This is a genomic window from Coleofasciculus sp. A1-SPW-01 (genome assembly GCF_040217205.1).
Taxonomy (GTDB): domain Bacteria; phylum Cyanobacteriota; class Cyanobacteriia; order Cyanobacteriales; family Coleofasciculaceae; genus Coleofasciculus; species Coleofasciculus chthonoplastes_A.
Genome location: NZ_JAVJNP010000196.1, coordinates 15,886 through 36,313 on the forward strand (window position 1 = coordinate 15,886; position 20,428 = coordinate 36,313).

Genomic DNA, 20,428 nt, shown 5'->3' on the forward strand with positions numbered 1-20,428 from the left:
GTAGAGACGTTGCATGCAACGTCTCTACATCTTCTTCATCCTGGATAAAGAACGTGTAACCATGTTTTATAATGAGGGAATCAAAGTTGCTGAAAAATAGGGATGGAAAAACTTAAATTTATTGATTTATTTGCTGGAATTGGTGGATTTAGAATTGCTTTTGAAAGAACTGACTATAAATGTGTATATTCTTGTGAAATTGATCCCAAATGTCAGGAAGTATATTTTAAGAATTTTTCAGATAAACCCGCAGGTGATATTAGGGAAATAGACATTAATAGTATTCCTGACTTTGATGTTTTAACGGCGGGGTTTCCTTGCCAGCCTTTTAGTATATGTGGCAAAAGAAAAGGTTTTCAGGATACACGAGGTACATTATTTTTTCGCATTTGTGAAATAATCGCAGCCAAAAAACCTCCAGTTATTCTCCTGGAAAATGTAAAACATTTAATGCATCAGGATAAAGGTAGAACGCTAAATGTAATTTTGTATTCTTTAGAAGATTTGGGATATAAAGTCAATTATAGCCTGCTAAATTCTAAAGATTTTGGAGTCCCCCAAAACCGGGAAAGAATAATTATTGTTGCTACCAAGAACAAAGAATTTAATTTTAATAAATTGAAAACAATAAATTCTAGAGCAAAATTAAAAGATTTTCTGTCCGATTCTGATTATTTTGAATATTTAGAGCCGGACAGCTATACCTTAATAGATAAACCCAAACAACAGCAATCGGGATTAATTTTTGTAGGATATCGCAATAATAAGAGTATTTGGAAAAAAGGAGTTAGACCCAACACTCATCATTTATCTAGGGTTCACCATCAACCAAATAGAATTTATTCAGTAGAAGGCATACATCCTACAATACCTTCTCAAGAGACATCGGGGCGATTCTTTATTTATCTCAGCCAAGAAAATGCCGTTCGCAAATTGACGATTAAAGAATGTTATAGAATTATGGGATTTCCTGAGAATTTTAAACTGCACGAAAATTTAGGAGAATGTTACAAGCAGGTGGGAAACTCGGTTTGCATTCCCATGGTTTCTGAAATTGCTCATCAATTAAAGGAACAAATATTTATTGGGAGTCAGGGGGAAGAGAATGGAAATGATTTTATAGCTGAAAAGGAAGAAAAGTTTGTTCAATTGCAAATACCGGGATTACGGTTATGAATCACAAATACAAGTTATTACGGGTTTATAAACAAGCTACCAATGCTGAAGATCTTCAAAGTGAAATACCAGATACTTACAAAGACTTTATTTCCAAGATTGCCAACAACTGTACTCGATTAAAAGGAGTTTATACAGTTTTAATAACTTTGTTAGTACATAAAACTCTTAACCCAGACCAAGATATTAGATTTCATCAAGCTCAAATAGGAGGTTTTTCAGGTAGAAATATAGATAAACAGTATATTACTCCTACTTTACAAGAGTTAGGGCTTCCTGCAATGGCTGAAAGTGGCTGGTTAACCCGTTCCCTTGAACAACCTAAACCTTACACTCTTGATTACCCTGGGAAAATCGGCAATAAATCAGTTAAAGAAGCATTTCTAAATCTTATAGATTGGGTTCAAAAAAATCCTGACAAAGCAGAGTTAGCATTGAGAATGCTTTTAGGGCAAGTTATCCAAAATACAAATTTCACTAAAATTAAGATTACTAAAATAGAAAATAATGCAAGGCTTAATATTAAACTTATAGTAGATGGTTTAGAAGAGCATTTTAATTTTAATTATAAAACTCATGGAGCATCTAAACTTCCAGTTCTTGCGTTCTATGCTATTTATCAAATTTTGATTGAAGAAGTTGAACGATATAAATTATGTACCTTAAAAAAATTAGCTAGTCATACAGCTTCCGATCTAACGTCTAGAAGTGCAGGTGATATTGAAGTATTTGATAAAAACAATAACTTATTTGAAGCTGTTGAAATTAAGCACGGCAAGAAAATTGATATTCAAATGATTCGTATAGTTAAAGAAAAGATAGTGAAATAAAACCCACAAAGATACTGTATTTTTTCATCATCTGATATTGAAAAATCTGATTCTGAATTAATTGACATGGAAATTAGTGAAATAGATAATAATCATGGTTGCCAAATAATTATTAACGGAACCATACCCACCTTGAAGTATTATTTAAGATTGATAAGTTCACTAGATAAATTTATCAATAAATATTCCATGTTGATAGAATCAGATTCTGAGCTTCAAATTGATCATAAGATTAAGTGGAATGAAATATTATCTGAACATTTTGGTATCTCTTACGGGGATCAGAAAATAGGCGACTGATATCATGGACACACGAGAAAGGGCGCAAGCCTTGCGCCCCTACCGTCGAACCTGCAAAGATTGCATACACTGCAACTGCAAGCGCGATCGCACTTCCGGAAAGTATAGATGCGATCGCGCTACAATAGCAGCAGGTTAATCTCAGGCTGATTTTAGTATGCCCATTACATTGCCACCGGAACTGGAACAGTTTATCAACAATCAGGTTGCTAGCGGCAAGTATGCCTCTACTGATGAAGTCTTCTTGGCTGGTATTAAGCTGCTACAGGAACGAGAAAATCTTTATAAAGGACGATTTGAGGAATTACGTCGCGAGATTATGGTTGGGGTTGAAGAGGCTGAACGAGGCGAATTGTTGGATGCAGAAACCGTTATCATTGGGCTGCAAGAGAAATTGCAACAGCGTCGCACTTAGGCTAATTGATGAGCCATAAGTATTCTTACTTGTCCTATTGCTGTCCTTTAAGCAAAATTAAATATGTCTAAGAAAACAGAAATTACAGAGGAAAGGAAAGAATCAGCAGAAGCTGAAATTCGCGAAAAAAGAAAAACTGTTGATTATAATACAATCGAATATCCTATTGAAATTCTTGTACAAAAATATTTAGATGGGATAAAGAATGATACTAATGAATTATTTATTCCAGATTATCAAAGAGAAATGGCTTGGTCTCCTGATCATCAGTCTAAATTTATTGAATCTGTACTTTTAGGTTTACCTATTCCTTATATTTTTGTTGCTGATAGTTCTGCTGAGGATGATAAGGAAGATGCACGTTTAGAGATTATAGATGGAACCCAAAGAATTCGGACTTTAGCCAACTTTATCAATAACGAACTGGAGCTAAGTAATCTTAAAAAGTTGAGCAACTTGAACGATTTCACCTTTGCGGATTTACCCCTTTCGCGTCAAAGACGTTTTAAACGCTCTACGATTCGGATGATTCAATTGACTGAAGAAGCTGATGAGGAAGTACGCCGGGATTTATTTGAAAGGATTAATAGAGGTAGTGTCGAACTCAATGAGATGGAAAAACGAAGAGGTATTCATCCTGGAGTATTTCTGGATCTTGTAGAAGAATTATCAAAACATCAAAGGTTTCGTGATTTATGTTCATTTTCTGAGGCATCTATCAAAAGACGTGATCCTCAAGAATACGTCTTGCGTTTTTTTGCATTTTTAAACAACTATCATGATTTCTCTGGTAATGTTCATGATTTTCTTGATCAATACTTAATCAAATGCAACAAAGAATTTGAAATTCCTAATAAAGAAGAGCGAACTAAAAAAATCCAAGAAATGAAAAATGAATTTTATTCAATGTTGGATGTTGTAGACAAATATTTTCCAGATGCTTTTCATGTGTTTCTAAAAAGTAAGAAGGAATACAAACCGACAACTCGCATTAAGTTTGAATCTATAGCTGTAGGTATAGCCCTGGCGTTGAGAGAAGCTCAAGGTGATGTTGTACCAAAATCAACAAAATTTTTATACTCAGAAGAATTTAATAAATATACTAAATCTAATGCAAGTAGCTCTAACAATAAAGTTGTTAATCGTATTGAATACGTCCGTGATCAGCTTTTAGGAAAATCATGAGAAGTATATTATTTGAAGAATTCAATGAGCGTGCTAAAGAAGTCAGTAAATACTTGATGTTTATTAAAAACTTAGAACAGGAGACGGTTCAACTAAGTATTGGTATTCCGGGTAAGAAAAAAATCCGTAAAATTGATTCTGATTTAGAAAAGACATTGAAGGCTTCTGGATTTTTAATGTTATATAACTTGATAGAGTCTACAATGAGAAATGCCATTCAGGTAATTTTTGATGAACTGAGTAGCGAAGGCATTTCTTTTGATGAAATGAAACCTTATCTTAAAAAAATTATCATAAAAAATATTAAGAATAATCATTCACCAGATAATTTGCTAGATAATATACAATCAATATCTTTTGATATAATATCTGCTAGCTTTGATAAAGAAAAGCTTTTTTCTGGTAATCTTGATGCAAAAAAAATTAAGGCTATTGCTAAGGAATATGGTTTCTCATCTACAACTAATGCTCGTAAGACTGGAAATGGTAGTGATTTAGTAACGATTAAAACTAATAGAAATGGTTTAGCGCACGGTTTTTACTCATTTAAGGACGTTGGTAAAGATATAAGTGCTGATGAGCTGTTAGAAATAAAAAGAAAAGTAGTTTTTTATTTAAGAGAAATATTGCAAAATATAGAAAAATATTTAGCCAATAAGGACTATTTAGATTCCTCTGGAATAACTCCTTAATTTTCTCAACTACTACTCTAAATAAATAAGAGACGTTCCACCGTAACGTCTCTACAACAGGGGTTTTAGATTACAAATTTTCAATCCATTCAATCCGCTCCTCGACCTTACAAGGGTTTTGAATAACCTCGGAATGTATAAAAAATAGTCTAATAAATATTGTGTACAACTTCCTGACCCACGATTAACGATTTTGTTTTAAGTAATCTTAAATTAAAGACTGAATCCTACCAAATGGACTCAAGATTCAGGACAAATCCAGGTAATACTGTTTCCCCTGAAAGGGTAGAAGGAGATTTAAGCACTTCAATCTCTTGACCAGGGCGATAAATTTCAACTTGCCGCAGTTTCCGATTAATTAACCAACCTAAGCGGACACCATTCTCTAAGTATTCTTTCATTTTATCCTGAGTGTCTTTCAAACTATCACTTGGAGAAAGTAACTCAATCACAAAATCAGGACAAAGAGGAAGAAATCTCTTTTGCTGCTCAGGAGTTAGGGCATTCCAGCGTTCCAATTTTACCCAGGAAGCGTCAGGAGAGCGATCCGCTCCATTCGGTAGTTTAAAACCGCCAGAAGAATCAAAAACTTTACCGAGTTTATTTTGCTCATTCCAGATCCATAGTTGAGCAGTTAGTCCGGCATTACGATTGCTAGTTTCTCCCCCAGCAGGTGGCATGATAATTAATTCCCCTGTAGCAGTACGTTCAAATCTGAGCGTTTCATTGTCCTGACATAGTTGATAAAATTGCTCGTCTGTTAGTTGAATGATCGAGTGTAGATTGAGGGTTAAAGCCGTCATGGTGATTGTGAATTTCAGATTTTTTAACCCCTGTAGAAATTTGACTGATAATCTCTCTACAGGGGCTTTATCTACCGAACTATTCTATCCCTTCAATCCGATCCTCAACCTCCTGATACAACTCGCGCAACATTTGCAGATTACTCTCACTCGTCTCCCAATACCCGCGTCCATTCACTTCCAACAACGTGGACACCACCTTGCGGAAGGAATGAGGATTCAAATTCATCAACCGCTTCCGCATTTCTTCATCCTGGATAAACGTCTCATTGGCTTCCTCGTATACCCAGTTATCTACCGCGCCAGCCGTTGCACTCCAACCCATCGTATTGACTAACCGCTTCGAGAGTTCTCGCACGCCTTCATACCCGTGACTCAGCATTCCCTCATACCATTTCGGGTTGAGTAGCTTCGTCCGCGCATCTAAACGCACCGTCTCCGATAACGTCCTTACCTGGGCGTTTGCTGTCGTCGTATCGGCGATATAGGATGCAGGCGTTTTCCCATCTTGACGCAGGGTTGAGACTACCTTCGTCGGATCAGAATCAAAATAGTGAGACACATCCGTCAAACTAATCTCTGAGGAATCCAGATTTTGGAACGTCGCTTCCGCCGTTTTCAATGACGACTCGAAAATCTGGCGATTCTGTTCCATCGTTCCCGGATTATCTGCACTAAAGGCAAAGGATTTCCGGGTTAGGTACATATCCTGTAACTCGGATTCGCTTTCCCACGTACTATTCTCCACCGCCAGGTTCACATTCGCCGCATAGGAACCCGATGCATTAGAGAACACCCGCGTCGCCGCTTGGCGCAGATTAATCCCCATATCTTCCGCCTGTTTTACCGCGTGTTTGCGAACAAAATTCATCTCCTCAGGTTCATCCGCCTCAGCCGCCATTTTCACAGCTTGATCTAACAGATTCATCTGGTTGATAAACAAATCCCGGAATACGCCAGAACAGTTAATCACCACATCCACACGGGGACGCCCTAATTCCTCCAGGGAAATCAGTTCTAACTTATTCACTCGCCCCAACGCATCAGGAACCGGCTTCACCCCAACCATCCACATAATTTGTGCCAGGGATTCCCCGTAGGTTTTGATATTATCGGTTCCCCAAAGGACACAGGCAATGGTTTCGGGCCAAATTCCGCCATTTTCCGCCCGATGTCGTGCCAATAAGCGGTCTACGACAATTTTTGCTGATTTTACCGCCGCTGTAGTGGGGATGGATTGGGGGTCAAGGGCGTGGATATTTTTCCCAGTTGGTAATACATCGGGGTTGCGGATGGGATCACCACCGGGTCCGGGTAGCACATATTCCCCTTCTAAGGCTTTCAGCATCGCGCCGAGTTCGTTATCCGCCACGACTTGCTGGAGACAGAATTCCAGATATTCAAACAGGGGCTTAATTGCATCAGAGTCAATCTGACAGTACCCCGCATCAATGAGGGCTTCAATCCAAGGGGTGCGCTTCCGCATATTAAAGAAATTCAGACTCGTTACCTTGGACACCCGCCCCTCGGCATCGGTTTGGGCTTGGACTAACGCCGCCACAGCCGCACGAGTGGCTTGGGTGATGTCTTGGAGTAACTGTACATCCGCTAAGACACCTCGGTCGTTATTTTGGTAAATCTCGTCGATATCCCGGTTAAGGCTATTGGCGATAATTCGGGGGAGACTCAGGATCTCTTCCTCTGGACGATCCAAACTGGCAATATTAACTAATGTCGCGATCGCTTCCTCAGCGGTGGGCGGTTTACCAATCACATGCAACCCACAGGGTAATAGCCGCGACTCAATTTCCATCAGCTTTTTGTAGACTAACCCCACTAGGGTATCCCGTTCTTCTGGGTTGAGTTCACTGGCGTCTTTTTCCGGTAAGGTAATATCTTTATCCAGATTCACCAAGCGGCATTTATCCATAATTGTGTTCACAATCGGAACGCCGCGTCCGGTGTCTTTTAGGGTTTGATAAGACCCAATTAATTCATTCAGTTCCTTCAACCCTTTATATAACCCCGCATTCTCCGCCGGAGGGGTGAGATAGGAAATGGTTTCGGCGTAACTGCGCCGCTTGGCGATCGTGGCTTCACTGGGGTTATTGGCAGCGTAATAGTAGAGATTGGGAATTGAACCAATTAAGTTATCTGGGTAACAATCCCCTGACATCCCCATCTGCTTACCGGGCATAAATTCTAAGGAACCGTGAGTCCCGAAGTGCAGTACAGCATCCGCTTGCCAGAGATGTTCTAAATAGGTGTAGTAGGCGGCAAATCCGTGGTGAGGACTAGCGGAACGGGAGAACAGCAGCCGCATGGGATCACCTTCATAGCCGAAGGTGGGCTGGACGCCAATAAACACATTGCCGAATTGCTTACCATAAATCAGTAGGTTTTGTCCATCACTATTTAAATGTCCTGGTGGTGGACCCCAGTTTTCTTCTAAACGGTTGGAGTAGGGGGTAAACCGTTCATACTCCATCACGGACATCCGGTAGGCAATATTCAGTTCTGGCGTTGCATATTGGGCTTGGGCGTCGTGGATGACTTGTTGCATCAAGGCTTCGGCGGATTCGGGTAAGTCTTCCACGTCGTAGCCGTTATGCTTCAGGGCTTCCATGACTTTATAAATTGACCCGAAGACATCCAGATAGGCGGCGGTTCCCACATTCCCTTTATCTGGCGGGAAACTAAACACGGTAATCGCCACCTTCTTATCCAGTTTCGGCTTACGGCGCAGGCTTGCCCATTTCAGCGCCCGATTTGCCACGGCTTCTATCCGATCCTGAAGCGCGATCGCTTTCCCGGTTGTGCCATCTCGTCCGGATAATATAATCGGTTCAATTGCGCCATCGAGTTCTGGAATAGCAATTTGCAGTGCCACCTGAATCGGGTGCAATCCCAAGTCACTCCCTTCCCACTCTTCTGTGGTTTGGAATACTAAGGGTAATGCCACCATATAGGGACGGTTGAGGCGTTTTAAGGAGTCGATCGCTTTAGGATGATCTTGTCGCGCTGGACCGCCAACTAGGGCAAATCCGGTCAAAGACACTACCGCATCCACTAGAGTAACGTTGGCTTGTCCCTTACTGCTGGGGGTGTCATAGAAAAAGGCATCCACGGGTTTGGAGAAATCTAGTCCCCCAGCAAACACAGGCAGAACCCTTGCGCCCATGGCTTCCAGTTCCTGTACCATTGCCACATAATGGGCATCATCCCCAGTTACCAGGTGGGTACGTTGCAGAACTAAACCGACACAGGGGGCGAAGGGATCTTTTAAATCCTCGGAGATATCGTCGCGATTGTTATACCAGGTGAGATACTCTTTGACATCCTCAAACATCTTGGTCGATAGGGGATGCCAGATGCCCATATCTGGATAAACCACCGGATCTTTGAATTCTAGGGTTCTTCCCTTAAGCACATATTTATCTGCCAGCATTAACAGGAAGTTTTCCAGGTTCTGGGAGGAACCTCCTAACCAATACTGGAACGAAAGCATAAAGTTGCGGGCATCCTGTGCCTTATCGATGGGCATATATTTCAGGACTTTGGGCAGCGTCTGCAATAGCTTCAGCATCCCGTCTTGGAAGGATGATCCCGATTTTTCTTTACGCTTCTTCATAAACTGGGCGATCGCACTCTTGGATTGACCCAGTTGTGCCATGGAGAAGCTGCCTAATTTGTTTAGGCGCATCACCTGGGGCATTGAGGGGAATACCACCGCTGCATCTAAGCGATCGCGATGGGGTTGAACGGCGGCGACTACCTTATCCGCTAAGTCTTCGATAAAGATCAGCGAGGCGATAAAGATATTCGCTTGGGCAATATCCTGCTCAAATGCCTGATAGTTTTGTTCGTCGCGGAGTTCTTCGATTAAGTAGCCACTGATTTCAATGGCGATATCCGGCTGATTTTGATTAATTGAACGAACCGCCGCAGATAAGGCACTTTGGTACTGTGGCTCTAGCACGACATAGACCACCTTCAGTACATGACGATTCTTGGGGTCATCGGGGGTGATGTGACGAATGGTGGACTTGACGTGAGTGAACATACTGTTCTCGCTCCTTTTGATGCGTGTTCTCTTCTCATTGATAGGGTTCCAGGGAAGGTTGGCTTGGCTTCCCTTGGAATCGGCTTGGCGTTACAGTTAGGGCAACTTTAGTGGTTTTACCAGAAAATGCTGACCGATGCAGCGTTTTCGCCCGCGTTTGACACAATTCGATAGGAAGTTGCTCACTTTACTTTACATTTATTTACATTTACTAAAGTATTCGCTCTAAATATTATTCACAAAAATTTACACTTAACTCAATCTGGGCAAAATTATACTGTTCTAGAGTAACTGGGGTACATGTAGGTACATAATATTGGCAATTCTGGTAAACAGGGACACAAAAACACAGAATCCCCAGCGAGGTTAGTCGTTGCGCTATCTTCGCTAGATGCGATCGCACATCTATGTAAGCGGGGGTACTGATCCGTACAGCCCCGACTCCCAGACGTTCCACTGGAGGAGTAAATCCCTTTTTGCCATGGCGAGGAGAAAGTCGCAGCTACACAAACAAAGGTCAGCCGGGAAATAAATTTCCGGCTAATAGCTAAAGTCAGCTCAAGCTGACTAGACGTTTTAACCCGTTTAAACGGGTTTTAGCTTTAAGCCGGAACTTGAGTTCACGGCTCTTAAAGCAATAAGTGCGATCGCAAAGGCAGACAGCCATAGATAGGGTATAACTGATGAAGAATGCCGATATTAAGTTTGGACAAGTTAACAAGTGAGTTGTTGAGTGATCTGGGTTATATCTGCCCAGATAAGGAGATAATGCGATGACAACGGCACTGAATTTAGAGCCAATTACCACTCTGACATCAGAACAGTTTGTTCAATTGTGTCAGGCGAATCCAGATTTACAGCTTGAACGTTCAGCGAATGGAGAATTGATTATTGTGACACCTATCGGTGGTGAAAGTGGCAGCCAAGAAGCGAGTTTGATTGCAAAAGTTGTAATCTGGAATGAAGAAACTCAGTTAGGAGTGGTGTTTAGCTCTCAGACTGTATTTAGTTTACCCGGAGGTGGCGATCGAGCTCCCGATGTCGCTTGGGTTGAGTTGCAAAGGTGGGAGGAGTTAACCCAGGAGGAACGAGAGGGGTTTCCACCGATTTGCCCGGATTTTTTGATTGAACTACGTTCTCGCACGGATAGATTAAAGCCGCTACAGAATAAGATGCAGGAGTATTTAGCGAGTGGGTTGCAGTTGGGTTGGTTGATTAATGCCAAAGAGAAACAGGTGGAAATTTATCGCCAGGGGCAAAAGGTGGAGGTGCTGGGGATGCCTGTGGTATTGTCAGGGGAGGATGTTTTGCCAGGGTTTCGTTTAGAGTTGAGTTAAGTTATCGCAACGGCTAAGACGGTTAGAATACTATGGATTTGTAGAGACTCCTCCGGTGGAACGTCTCCAAAGAGTGTGGAAAGTCCTAATCGATGTGTCTACTGCCATAAGTCTAAAACGTAATATTGAGACTTGGATACACTTTTTACAGGGAGAAACCGTGGATGAGGAGACAGAGTATTCAAAATACCAGAAGGAAGCGGCTTGTAAACCATCTGTATAAAATCTGGCAGAACAATGCCGTTCTCAGAATTTACCAGACAACGCACCTGCATCACTTCAGGCAGCTTGTAGAGAATTACAACGGCTGTTATAACTCTTAAAATAAGTGCGATCGCACTCTTCAGACAGCCATTTGATAGTTCTTTTACCAAAGTGACAATAGAGCGCTATGGGATTCGTAGAGACGTTCCACCGGAACGCAAAGAGAGAGTGTGTTTGTTCTAATCGATGTGTCTAATGCCATAAATCTAAAGCTTAAAGCTTATATGAAGTTTAGATAAAGCTTATGTGAAGTGACATCCTCTCCAGGTTCGGAGAACTATTATAAGTTTTACTGATAAGTCGAACGTATTTACGTTACTACCAGACACTACTATGTCAGCAAAACTTAAACAAATCATTATATAGCTAAATTAAAATCAAACAATGTAAGTTAATTCTCAATCCAGCAGAGCTTTATGGCGTTTGTTACGTTAAGTTTACAACTTAATAAGTGTTTACGTCTATAAATATTTACAATATTAACTTTTTAAAGATTTCATGAAGATAATTTTTTGTTTGCTCCTTACTTTCAAAATCAATAGTACGCTTACTGCGGAGGGAAACCGGATTATAAACTTTTTCAACAGGCTTTAAGGAATACGAGAATGGCTACTTTCACAGTTAGCAATCTTTTTGACTCAGGGACAGGCAGCTTTCGTCAGGCAATCTTCAATGCCAATACCCAAGCAGGTATGGATGAGATTATCTTTGACACAGGTGGTGTTCCGAGTACCATCACCCTCACCAGTGGAGCGCTTAATATTGCCGACTCGTTAAATATTCTCGGACCAGGGGCTAATCTGTTGACGGTTAGCGGGAATAACAACTCTCGTATCTTTAATATCGATGATAGAGGCAGCAACATCCTTGATGTTCTTATCTCCGGTTTGACTGTGACTAATGGCAAATCCACAAGTTCGGGTGGTGGTATTTTTAATCGTGCGGGTGATTTAAAGATAGTCAACAGCACGATTAGTGGCAATCGGGTAGAAGGTAGTGATAGTGTCTACAACTACTATTACAACTACTATGACAACTTTGGCTTTGGCTACTACACCGATGCTGGCGATGGTAGTGGTGGTGGCATCTATAATTCTGGCGAATTAACAATAACCAATAGCATCATCCGTGATAACACCGTATATGGTGGTGATTCATTTAAACCCAATCCCGGTAACGGTAATGGTGGCGGCATTTTTAACAGCTCCGGCAGTCTGGAGGTAAACAATAGTATTATCAGCGGCAACAGAGCATTTGGTGGCTATAGCGAATACACCAGCGGCACTGGTAACGGTGGCGGCATTTTTAATCGCTCCGGCGATGTGACTCTCAACAGCAGCACCGTAAGTGGCAACGGAGCATTCGGTGGCGTTGGCTTCGGACGCGGTGGCACCGCTGATGGTGGTGGCATCGTGAATACTTCTGGTGACTTGGTAGTAACTAACAGTACTATCACTGATAACAGGGTAGAAGGCGGCTCCGCTGTCTTGGGCAACGCTGGTAACAGCTACGGTGGTGGCATATCGGGTGACGTGACGGTAATTGACAGCACTATCAGTAGCAACACAGCAAAAGGCGGCGACGGATTCTCTGGTGCTGCTAACGGCTACGGCGGCGGTATATCGGGTCAAGTGACAGTAATTAACAGCACTATCAGCGGTAACACAGCTAAGGGTGGCAACTGCAACTATGGCAACTCTGGCAACGGCAACGGCGGCGGCATCTGGGGCAGCGGAACACTGACCAACAGCACCATTACTGGTAATACAGCAAAAGGTGGTAGTGGCTACGGCTTCACCTGCTACTACTACTCTAGTGGCATCGGCGTAGGTAGCGGCATCGTTAACACCAATACTATTACAATTACCAGTAGCATTGTTGCAGGCAACACGGATGCCGATGACATTTCTGGTGGTTTCACCTCCGGTGGCAACAACTTAATTGGCATTGACCCTCTACTCGGTCCGTTGCAAAATAATGGCGGTTTTACCGAAACTCATGCTCTTCTCCCCGGTAGTCCTGCTATTGATGCAGGCAGTAACCCACTCGGACTACTCACTGACCAACGGGGTTCTGGCTTTAATCGGACTTTGGGCAGTCAAACTGACATTGGCGCATTTGAGGTACAGCCATCACCATCAACGTCTGTTCCTGAACCCTCGTCAATCTTTGGTTTCATTGGTCTAGTGATTCTGGGAACGGGTTCACTACTGAGGCGCAAACGGCAAAATAAATCGTGACGCTTATTTCGTATTTTGGGGCGCAAGGATGGTGTCCCTACAGTTTGTGGGTGCAAGATGTGAATTAGTGGTTGATACCAAATCCATGTTTTTTTCGCTTCGGTTTCCCTGACTTTTTCGGAGATGGAGAGTTAGACAATTGAGTTATATCTGATTTCACCTGTCGTTGAGAGGTACTTGTTTCTGTAACTAACTGCTTTTGTCCATCAGGAACATCTACCAAGGCTGCATCAGGCAAAACATAGGATGTGGCAATCAATTGTTCATCCCAATCGATAATCTCAGGAAACCGAATCCCCGGTAATACCTGAACCGCAAAAATTTCCTGCACCGCCTCTTCAAACTGCAAAAACGCCACAGTTTGTCCTGTTTCAATATTGACCACCCAAACCCCACAGATGCGTTCGGAGAGCCTTTCAGTCAAGGGAATACCACTAAATACTGCTGTCTCCCGCACTTGAGAAAGACCAATAAACGCCAAGGAACCCCAGAAGTCTATACCCCGGGTAAAACCAGGAAGCTGAGTCACTGTCTCACATTTCCCAGACGCCAAATCAACCGTTGCTAGAGAACCATTTCCTGATTCCAATACCCAGAGACGATTTTGATACCAACGGGGTGAGTGAGGCATTGATAATCTCGGTACAATTACCTGATTTGTCTCTACATCCATCAATACACCCCCATAAGCCTTATTTTCTCGCCAGCCACCTTGACTATCGGTTGTTCCCAATGCGGTGACATACTTGGGGTAATTATTTACCATACCTAAACCATTGAGATGACAACGGTCTTCTGGTGACAAGGCGCTGATAAAATTAGGTCGCCAACGGGGGACAAAACTGTGGTCAAAATCTAGAGTACATAGACAAGAAAAACGGGTATTGATAAACCAGAGTTCTTGTTGCGCCCATGCCATTTCATGGATATCAATATCCCCAGTAATATGAGAATTGCGGGGCAGATAGCAAGCGTCGTGTTTACCGATAGGTTCTAATTTATGAGCAACGGCTGGCACATTGCGGAGTTCGCAAACTTGGTTGGCTGTACCAATAGCGATTCTACCTCGGTCAGCGGCTAAACCCATGGGTTTTTGGAAGACGCGGAAGTGAGTATTAATATGTTCTCCATCAGCACGGAGGACGATTAACTTACCTGCTTGGTAAGTGGAAACCACTAAGGAAATCCCCAGTTGGGTGAGGATTTGGGGGAAGTTCGTGGTATGGACGCTCCGCATGGGGTCGCCCTTTTGCTGGTGCTGGGGAGAGTTCGTCATCTGAAGTAGGAAACACTCAATTGGAACATCAATATTTACCATTTGAGCATATATAGCAATAGACATATCGATTAGGACGTTGTTTCAGCCGCCTCATTTGTGGAGTAGCGATTATGCTTGTCAATCCAGCGCGTCAAGCCTTTTGAACAGGTATAGTGAGGATAGGTTTCGTTGAGGAAACCTGTGGAACCGTTACAGACTTCTCGCTCGGTGTGACCATAATCTGTAAACCAGACCTTCTTTTTCTGAAACAGCGGGTACACAAATGTCAGTTTTGTGGGTACACCTGCGATAGAGATGTAGCTCTCAGACTCTTAGGTTCTCAGGCATCTGTTATTAGGGGTTAGTCTAAACTCTACCACAGGAAGATATCACTCCTAAGAATTCTCTAAGGCTTGTCGATATGCTCTGACGGCTTGGGTTTGGTTAGAATAATTGACGTAACTCACGAACAACACGGGATCTAAATCGGGGAGGAGAACAGAGCGATCGCGTTGTTGATAGGTTGCTGTCTCTAGTTGTAAAATCTGAAACGATAACTGATTATTTTGCCAAAACCAAACTTCTCTTACACCCAACCCTCGGTAGAGTTCAAGTTTGTCAATTCCACCACTGGTGAGAGTAATTTCTATGGCGATATCAGGAACCTCTCCCAGTGCACCCAAGCAATAACATTCATCGGGTTCTGCACCTCTGGCGGCGGCTTCTCTACGGAAAGTGGTATTACCATAACCGTTGAGTTCAATATCTTTTGTTTCGGCATAGGTTTCAATTAATCGAGCAATAATTTTCTTGAGACGTTCGTGTTCGCGGGAAGTCGTCATAATAATTTCTAGTTTGCCTTCCAGGTAAGTCAGGCGAGGCAAGGTATCGACAAACATATCAGCAAGATTGATATAGTGTTGCCAGGTTATGCCATCAAGAATTATACGTTGTTCTTCGGTCGGTTGGAAGGTTATTGGGTTGAGGAGTAGCATGGTTAAACTGTATGCTTAGAAACTAGACACACTTTTGTTTCTGACTGTAGTTTAGCTGAATTTTCGTTCACCTGTTCGCGATCGCGCTGACGCATCAGGACAAAGAACGGCTCCAAAACCTTCACTGAACGATGCTATGGATTTTCAATTGCTCCAGAATAGTGCAAGCGACCCACTAAGCCGTAAGATCTAAAGCATGATCTATCAATCACCGCGCCCAACGATTCCTGAGAGTACCTGGCACCGTCCGATTGGACAGGGCTGGGAGAATCCCTATACTGTACGCTATGCCAGTAATCTGGATGATGGACCCTGGCATGGTATGCCCCTGGGTGGGTTTGGCGCAGGTTGTTTGGGGCGATCATCACGGGGAGACTTTAATCTATGGCATCTGGATGGGGGAGAACATACATTCAAACGTCTGCCAGCTTGTCAGTTTAGCGTCTTTGAACAGCCAGAAAACCAAGACGCCCAAGCTTATGCCCTTTGTACCGAACCCCCAGAAGATGGCAGCCTGGGCAAATGGCAATGGTATCCTACGTCGCCTAATGTAGAGACGTTGCATGCAACGTCTCTACCAACAGGAACCTATCACGCCCTTTATCCCCGGAGTTGGTTTGTCTATGAGAATGTTTTTCAAACGGAATTAACCTGCCAACAGTTTTCCCCAATTTGGGCAGATTGTTATCAGGAAAGTAGTTATCCGGTGGCGGTGTTTGAATGGACTGCCCATAATCCCACAGATCAGCCGATTACTTTAAGTATTATGCTCACCTGGCAGAATATGGTGGGCTGGTTTACCAACGCGATTAAGCATCCCCAGGTTCAGGTACGGGATGATGGGAGTCCAGTTTACGAGTATCAACCCCGTTGGGGCAATAGCACCGGGAATTATAATCAATGGATTGTGGATAATTTCCGCGTGGGTTGTCTGTTAGATCGGGTGAGGTTGCGGGATGAAATTGAAGAAGGCGAAGGACAACTCTGTTTTGCCACGGTGACGAATCCCAGTCAGGAGGTATTTTATCACTGCCGTTGGAATCCCACAGGCGATGGATCAGAGGTGTGGAATACGTTTGCCAGTGACGGGAGTCTCAGTGATGTGCAAGACGAAACCCCCGCTGAACCCGGAGAACAAATTGCAGGTGCGATCGCGGTACGGGTAAGACTGCGCCCTGGAAGAACCCGCAAAATCCCGTTTATCCTCGCCTGGGATTTTCCGGTAACTGAGTTTGCTTCTGGGGTTAAATATTACCGCCGTTATACGGATTTCTTTGGACGCACCGGGAATAATGCCTGGTCAATGGTTCGCACCGCCCTTAAACATTCTGACCTTTGGCAAGAGAGAATTTCATCTTGGCAAAATCCAATTTTACAACGTCAAGATTTACCCAATTGGTTTAAGATGGCGCTGTTTAATGAACTGTATTTGTTATCGGCTGGGGGGACAATTTGGAGTTCGGCAAATGAACGTGATCCTGTGGGTAAGTTCGGGGTTTTGGAATCTTTTGATTATCGTTGGTACGAAAGTTTAGATGTGCGCCTGTATGGGTCTTTTGCCATCGCAATGCTGTGGTCAAGATTGGATAAAGCGGTACTGGAAGCCTTTGCCCGGGCAATTCCCACGAGTGATGATACGCCTCGAATTATTGGCTACAACCAAGCCACAGCCATTCGTAAAGCCGCTGATGCCACACCCCATGATTTAGGCGCAGCCAATGAACATCCTTGGGAGAAAACTAATTATACCAGTTATCAAGATTGCAATCAGTGGAAAGATTTACCCTGTGATTTTGTCTTGCAAGTGTATCGAACCTTTGTATTTACAGGGTCAAAGGATATTGAATTTTTAGCCGAATGTTGGTCAGCTATTGTCAGGGCGCTGGCGTATCTGAAAACCTTTGATCACGATGGGGATGGGATTCCAGAAAACTCAGGCGCACCGGATCAAACCTTTGATGATTGGCAGTTGCAGGGCGTTAGTGCTTACTGTGGTGGGTTATGGTTAGCCGCCTTAGAAGCAGCAAGCGCGATCGCTCAAATTCTCCTGGACAATTATACCCTGGTTTTTTCCATTGATTTACCTGAGCCAGAGGTGATTCAACAAACCCTAAACGACTATCAGCAATGGCTACAACAGGCACAACCCATTTATCAAGAAAAACTCTGGAATGGTCAATATTATCGCCTGGATAGCGACAGTGATTCCGATGTGGTGATGGCAGATCAACTTTGTGGTCAATTCTATGCCCAGTTATTAGGATTACCAGATATTGTTCCGCCAGAATGCACCCAATCGGCATTAAAAACGGTGTACGAGTCTTGTTTCTTAAAGTTCCATAATGCCCAATTTGGTGCAGCCAATGGTGTAAAACCCGATGGTTCTCCCGAACATCCCGATGCGACGCATCCCCTAGAAGTGTGGACAGGGATTAATTTTGGACTAGCGGCATTTTTAATTCAATTGGGGATGAAGGATGAAGCGTTAAAGGTGACAGAATCAGTGGTGCGACAGGTGTATGAAAATGGGTTACAATTCCGCACCCCAGAAGCGATTACACCTGTTGGCACATTTCGGGCAGGTTATTATTTGCGGGCGATGGCAATTTGGGCAGTTTATTTGACGTTGAGTCAATCCTAGGGGCTTGGTAAGCTGTCATGTATTTAAATTGGGTATAGGTAGTGAGCAAGATGCTCACACTACAAAAATTTCCCCATTCTTGATATTACGGTTTAAATGCCAAACAGCTTAACCAAGGGGCTTGCCACACTCATTGCTTAATTGATGTAATTTTTCTTCTAATTCCGTAATACGTTGTTCAAGTTGCTGCTCATCGCTTAACCTTGGCTGGGCAGTTTGAGCGATACGGATAAGCTGCATTGTAACTGATTCTTGATCTCCCCCGATATAGTTTAAGCCATTCCAGGGATTTTGTTTGAGCCAATTGAACCAATGACGAGTCGCCCTCATGGAGGAACGAATACCCCGTGCGACAGGTGGATAGGCGTGAAGAAATGGGGAAATATACCAGGGGTGATACTCCACATTCATGGATGCACACCAATCCTGCCATTTGAAGGCAAGAATTCTGGCGCTAGTATGTACTGGAATCCAGGGAACTCGTAGCGCATCCGCCGCGATCGCACCATGCATGGCTTCGGCTAATAGCACTTGGGTGTGGTCAATATCTGACAAAATTTGCGCCACTGAGTCACGGGGATCGATATACTTAAATCCAATATCTGAGCAGATTGATTGCCACGTTGTATCTGCATAAGTTGCATGATGGATATGGGGGATAAACCCAAAGCGATGGGTTTTATTTCCCGTACCTTTAAAGAGGCGTTTGATTAAAATAGCACCATCGGCTACCGCTAAATTAGCGGGTAAACCTAGAGATTGAGCGGATAATGGTCCTCGAACAGAGTAAATTTTCCATGATGCTGGAATTACAGAGAGAGGTTTTTCATACCCAACACCTGAACTAAAAATAATCACCTGATTCGCTTTGGGGAGGCGATGGGGGAGTAGACTATTGAGTAATGTGCCAATTCCCACAAAAATGGTTGTTTCATCCTGATCAAAGAAATCCGGCAGCAATTGATGCCATAACCAGGGATTGAGCGCATCACCAAAGTTGTTTAAGCGATCTCGACGGTGGTAATAAAAGAGTTTGGTCATTGGTTATTAGTCATTTGTCATTTTTCATTTGTCATTTGTACTTTATTCAGTATCTTCTGATTGACTCGTTCCAGGTTAAAAATTAGGGCGTTGCGTTGGAAACTGAGGTGTTGAGAGAACCGAGATTGATTGCACCAACGATAGTAAGCGGGAATGGCTATATCAGTCAGAAACTTGCGCCACTTTGCCGTAGTTGCTGAAGGGTTTACTGTAGCAGCGCGACATTTTCCCTGGTTCACCATCGCCTGATACAACCTGCGATCGCCTTTTAATTGTTTCAAAGCCGAAAGGGTTTCTTCTAAAGAGGTGACTTCCAGATAGTCTTGGGGTGAGGTGCGTTCCGCTTGATAGGCAGATTCAACCCCCAAAACTGCTGGAACTCCGGCTAGCCAAGCATTATAAAGTTTAGTTGCGGGTTTGTGCAGGTAGGGGTGACGTGGGATATTAGGGCGGTGATTAAACCGACGCACGGCGACAATTACATCGACTTGACTGTAATCATGGGATTGGGGATGAATATCATGATAGTTACTCCAGTGATTACGGTTAATCATGGGTTGCCATTGTAAACCCAGGGTATCAAGGTGTTTTTGCCAAGCGGGGTGGAGTAATTCGGGGGCGAGGTTCATCTCATGTCCGAAAAAGGCAACAGTTTCCACGCGATCGCCTCGTGCTGGATCTCGTGGAATTAAGCCCGGTTGAGTCCAATGGGGGATATAATAGCTGTTTGTCGTTATTTGAGTCTCCAGGGGATTTTGGACAAGATGGAGTTGAGCATAAGGGTATTGTCTCAGTTCGGCTTTGAGGCAGATCAGGAGGACATTTCGTCCCGGTTTCAGGGTATCATTATGGGTTCTTAAGGCATTGCGATGGATGAGAACAATTCCTGCATCGGGGAATTCCTGAACTAATTCACAGGGAAACCCATCCGCTTTGAGACGTAGGTAAGTTTGTAGAGTCCAAGCATAAATACCCAAACCAAATCCCTGCCAATTTTCATCCGCGCGATCGGGGAAATTATCCTGCCAATAGGGTTGGGGGATATAGAATTGACACTCCCACGGCTTAAAGCGCGTGGGATTCTACATTCATCGTCAGAACTTGCTCTACCAGGCTTGCGCCAAGTAGCGTAGAGGCTCCAACTCCTGTAGCGTTACTTCGGGATTGCCCATCCCTAGATTTTGCCTT

Annotated in this window: 15 protein-coding genes and 1 pseudogene; 9 read left to right on the top strand and 7 right to left on the bottom strand. The window is 43.3% G+C overall.

Annotated features, from left to right (window positions below; genetic code table 11):
• Positions 1 to 102: 102 nt before the first annotated feature.
• The 5 genes from RH949_RS28260 to RH949_RS28280 all read left to right on the top strand — a co-directional run bounded on the left by RH949_RS28260 (position 103) and on the right by RH949_RS28280 (position 4,598).
• Positions 103 to 1,176: a DNA cytosine methyltransferase gene (locus RH949_RS28260; protein WP_446357849.1), complete on the top strand. Its 1,074-nt coding sequence runs from the start codon at positions 103 to 105 to the stop codon at positions 1,174 to 1,176.
• Positions 1,173 to 2,006, top strand: a complete 834-nt coding sequence (locus RH949_RS28265; protein WP_446357851.1) for a hypothetical protein — start codon at positions 1,173 to 1,175, stop codon at positions 2,004 to 2,006. Before RH949_RS28260 ends, RH949_RS28265 begins: the two co-directional genes overlap by 4 nt.
• Positions 2,007 to 2,463: 457 nt before the next feature.
• Positions 2,464 to 2,721 carry a type II toxin-antitoxin system ParD family antitoxin gene (locus RH949_RS28270; RefSeq protein WP_446357853.1) on the top strand — a complete coding sequence of 86 codons (258 nt, stop codon included), beginning with the start codon at positions 2,464 to 2,466 and terminating at the stop codon, positions 2,719 to 2,721.
• A gap of 63 nt (positions 2,722 to 2,784) precedes the next feature.
• Positions 2,785 to 3,906, top strand: a complete 1,122-nt coding sequence (locus RH949_RS28275; protein ID WP_446357855.1) for a DUF262 domain-containing protein — start codon at positions 2,785 to 2,787, stop codon at positions 3,904 to 3,906.
• A complete protein-coding gene (locus RH949_RS28280) occupies positions 3,903 to 4,598 on the top strand; it encodes an MAE_28990/MAE_18760 family HEPN-like nuclease (RefSeq protein WP_446357857.1) in 696 nt (231 codons plus the stop codon). Before RH949_RS28275 ends, RH949_RS28280 begins: the two co-directional genes overlap by 4 nt.
• A gap of 227 nt (positions 4,599 to 4,825) precedes the next feature.
• On the opposite strand, the gene RH949_RS28285 is transcribed toward RH949_RS28280, so the two are convergent.
• Both RH949_RS28285 and RH949_RS28290 read right to left on the bottom strand, forming a co-directional pair.
• Complete coding sequence (locus RH949_RS28285; protein WP_446357859.1) at positions 4,826 to 5,401, bottom strand: Uma2 family endonuclease; 576 nt, start codon at positions 5,399 to 5,401, stop codon at positions 4,826 to 4,828.
• Between the two features lie 79 nt (positions 5,402 to 5,480).
• Positions 5,481 to 9,464 carry a magnesium chelatase subunit H gene (locus RH949_RS28290; RefSeq protein WP_446357861.1) on the bottom strand — a complete coding sequence of 1,328 codons (3,984 nt, stop codon included), beginning with the start codon at positions 9,462 to 9,464 and terminating at the stop codon, positions 5,481 to 5,483.
• Between the two features lie 773 nt (positions 9,465 to 10,237).
• Between RH949_RS28290 and RH949_RS28295 the strand changes: the two genes are divergently transcribed.
• The 3 genes from RH949_RS28295 (at position 10,238) to RH949_RS28305 (ending at position 13,305) form a co-directional block, all read left to right on the top strand.
• Entirely contained in the window at positions 10,238 to 10,801 is a 564-nt protein-coding gene (locus RH949_RS28295; protein ID WP_006098683.1) for a Uma2 family endonuclease, read from the top strand.
• Positions 10,802 to 10,856: 55 nt separating this feature from the next.
• On the top strand, positions 10,857 to 11,024 hold the full coding sequence (locus RH949_RS28300) for a hypothetical protein (protein ID WP_446357863.1): 168 nt from the start codon (positions 10,857 to 10,859) through the stop codon (positions 11,022 to 11,024).
• 646 nt (positions 11,025 to 11,670) lie between these two features.
• On the top strand, positions 11,671 to 13,305 hold the full coding sequence (locus RH949_RS28305) for a choice-of-anchor Q domain-containing protein (RefSeq protein ID WP_446357865.1): 1,635 nt from the start codon (positions 11,671 to 11,673) through the stop codon (positions 13,303 to 13,305).
• Between the two features lie 64 nt (positions 13,306 to 13,369).
• On the opposite strand, the gene RH949_RS28310 is transcribed toward RH949_RS28305, so the two are convergent.
• From RH949_RS28310 to RH949_RS28320, 3 genes and pseudogenes are all read right to left on the bottom strand, one after another.
• A complete protein-coding gene (locus tag RH949_RS28310) occupies positions 13,370 to 14,647 on the bottom strand; it encodes a TIGR03032 family protein (protein ID WP_446357867.1) in 1,278 nt (425 codons plus the stop codon).
• A gap of 14 nt (positions 14,648 to 14,661) precedes the next feature.
• Positions 14,662 to 14,835 (bottom strand): annotated as a pseudogene (locus RH949_RS28315) (glycosyltransferase family 2 protein); the annotation flags it as partial.
• Between the two features lie 123 nt (positions 14,836 to 14,958).
• Positions 14,959 to 15,558 (bottom strand): Uma2 family endonuclease, encoded by a 600-nt coding sequence (locus tag RH949_RS28320; RefSeq protein ID WP_446357869.1) that lies wholly within the window; start codon positions 15,556 to 15,558, stop codon positions 14,959 to 14,961.
• A gap of 196 nt (positions 15,559 to 15,754) precedes the next feature.
• Here RH949_RS28320 and RH949_RS28325 point away from each other — a divergent pair, with 196 nt between their 5' ends.
• Positions 15,755 to 18,199, top strand: coding sequence for a GH116 family glycosyl hydrolase (locus tag RH949_RS28325; RefSeq protein ID WP_446357871.1), 2,445 nt, complete (start codon positions 15,755 to 15,757; stop codon positions 18,197 to 18,199).
• A gap of 108 nt (positions 18,200 to 18,307) precedes the next feature.
• Here the strand turns inward: RH949_RS28325 and RH949_RS28330 are convergent, their stop codons facing one another.
• Positions 18,308 to 19,240 (bottom strand): polysaccharide pyruvyl transferase family protein, encoded by a 933-nt coding sequence (locus tag RH949_RS28330; protein WP_446357873.1) that lies wholly within the window; start codon positions 19,238 to 19,240, stop codon positions 18,308 to 18,310.
• 17 nt (positions 19,241 to 19,257) lie between these two features.
• Complete coding sequence (locus RH949_RS28335; protein WP_446357875.1) at positions 19,258 to 20,217, bottom strand: hypothetical protein; 960 nt, start codon at positions 20,215 to 20,217, stop codon at positions 19,258 to 19,260.
• Between the last annotated feature and the right edge of the window lie 211 nt (positions 20,218 to 20,428).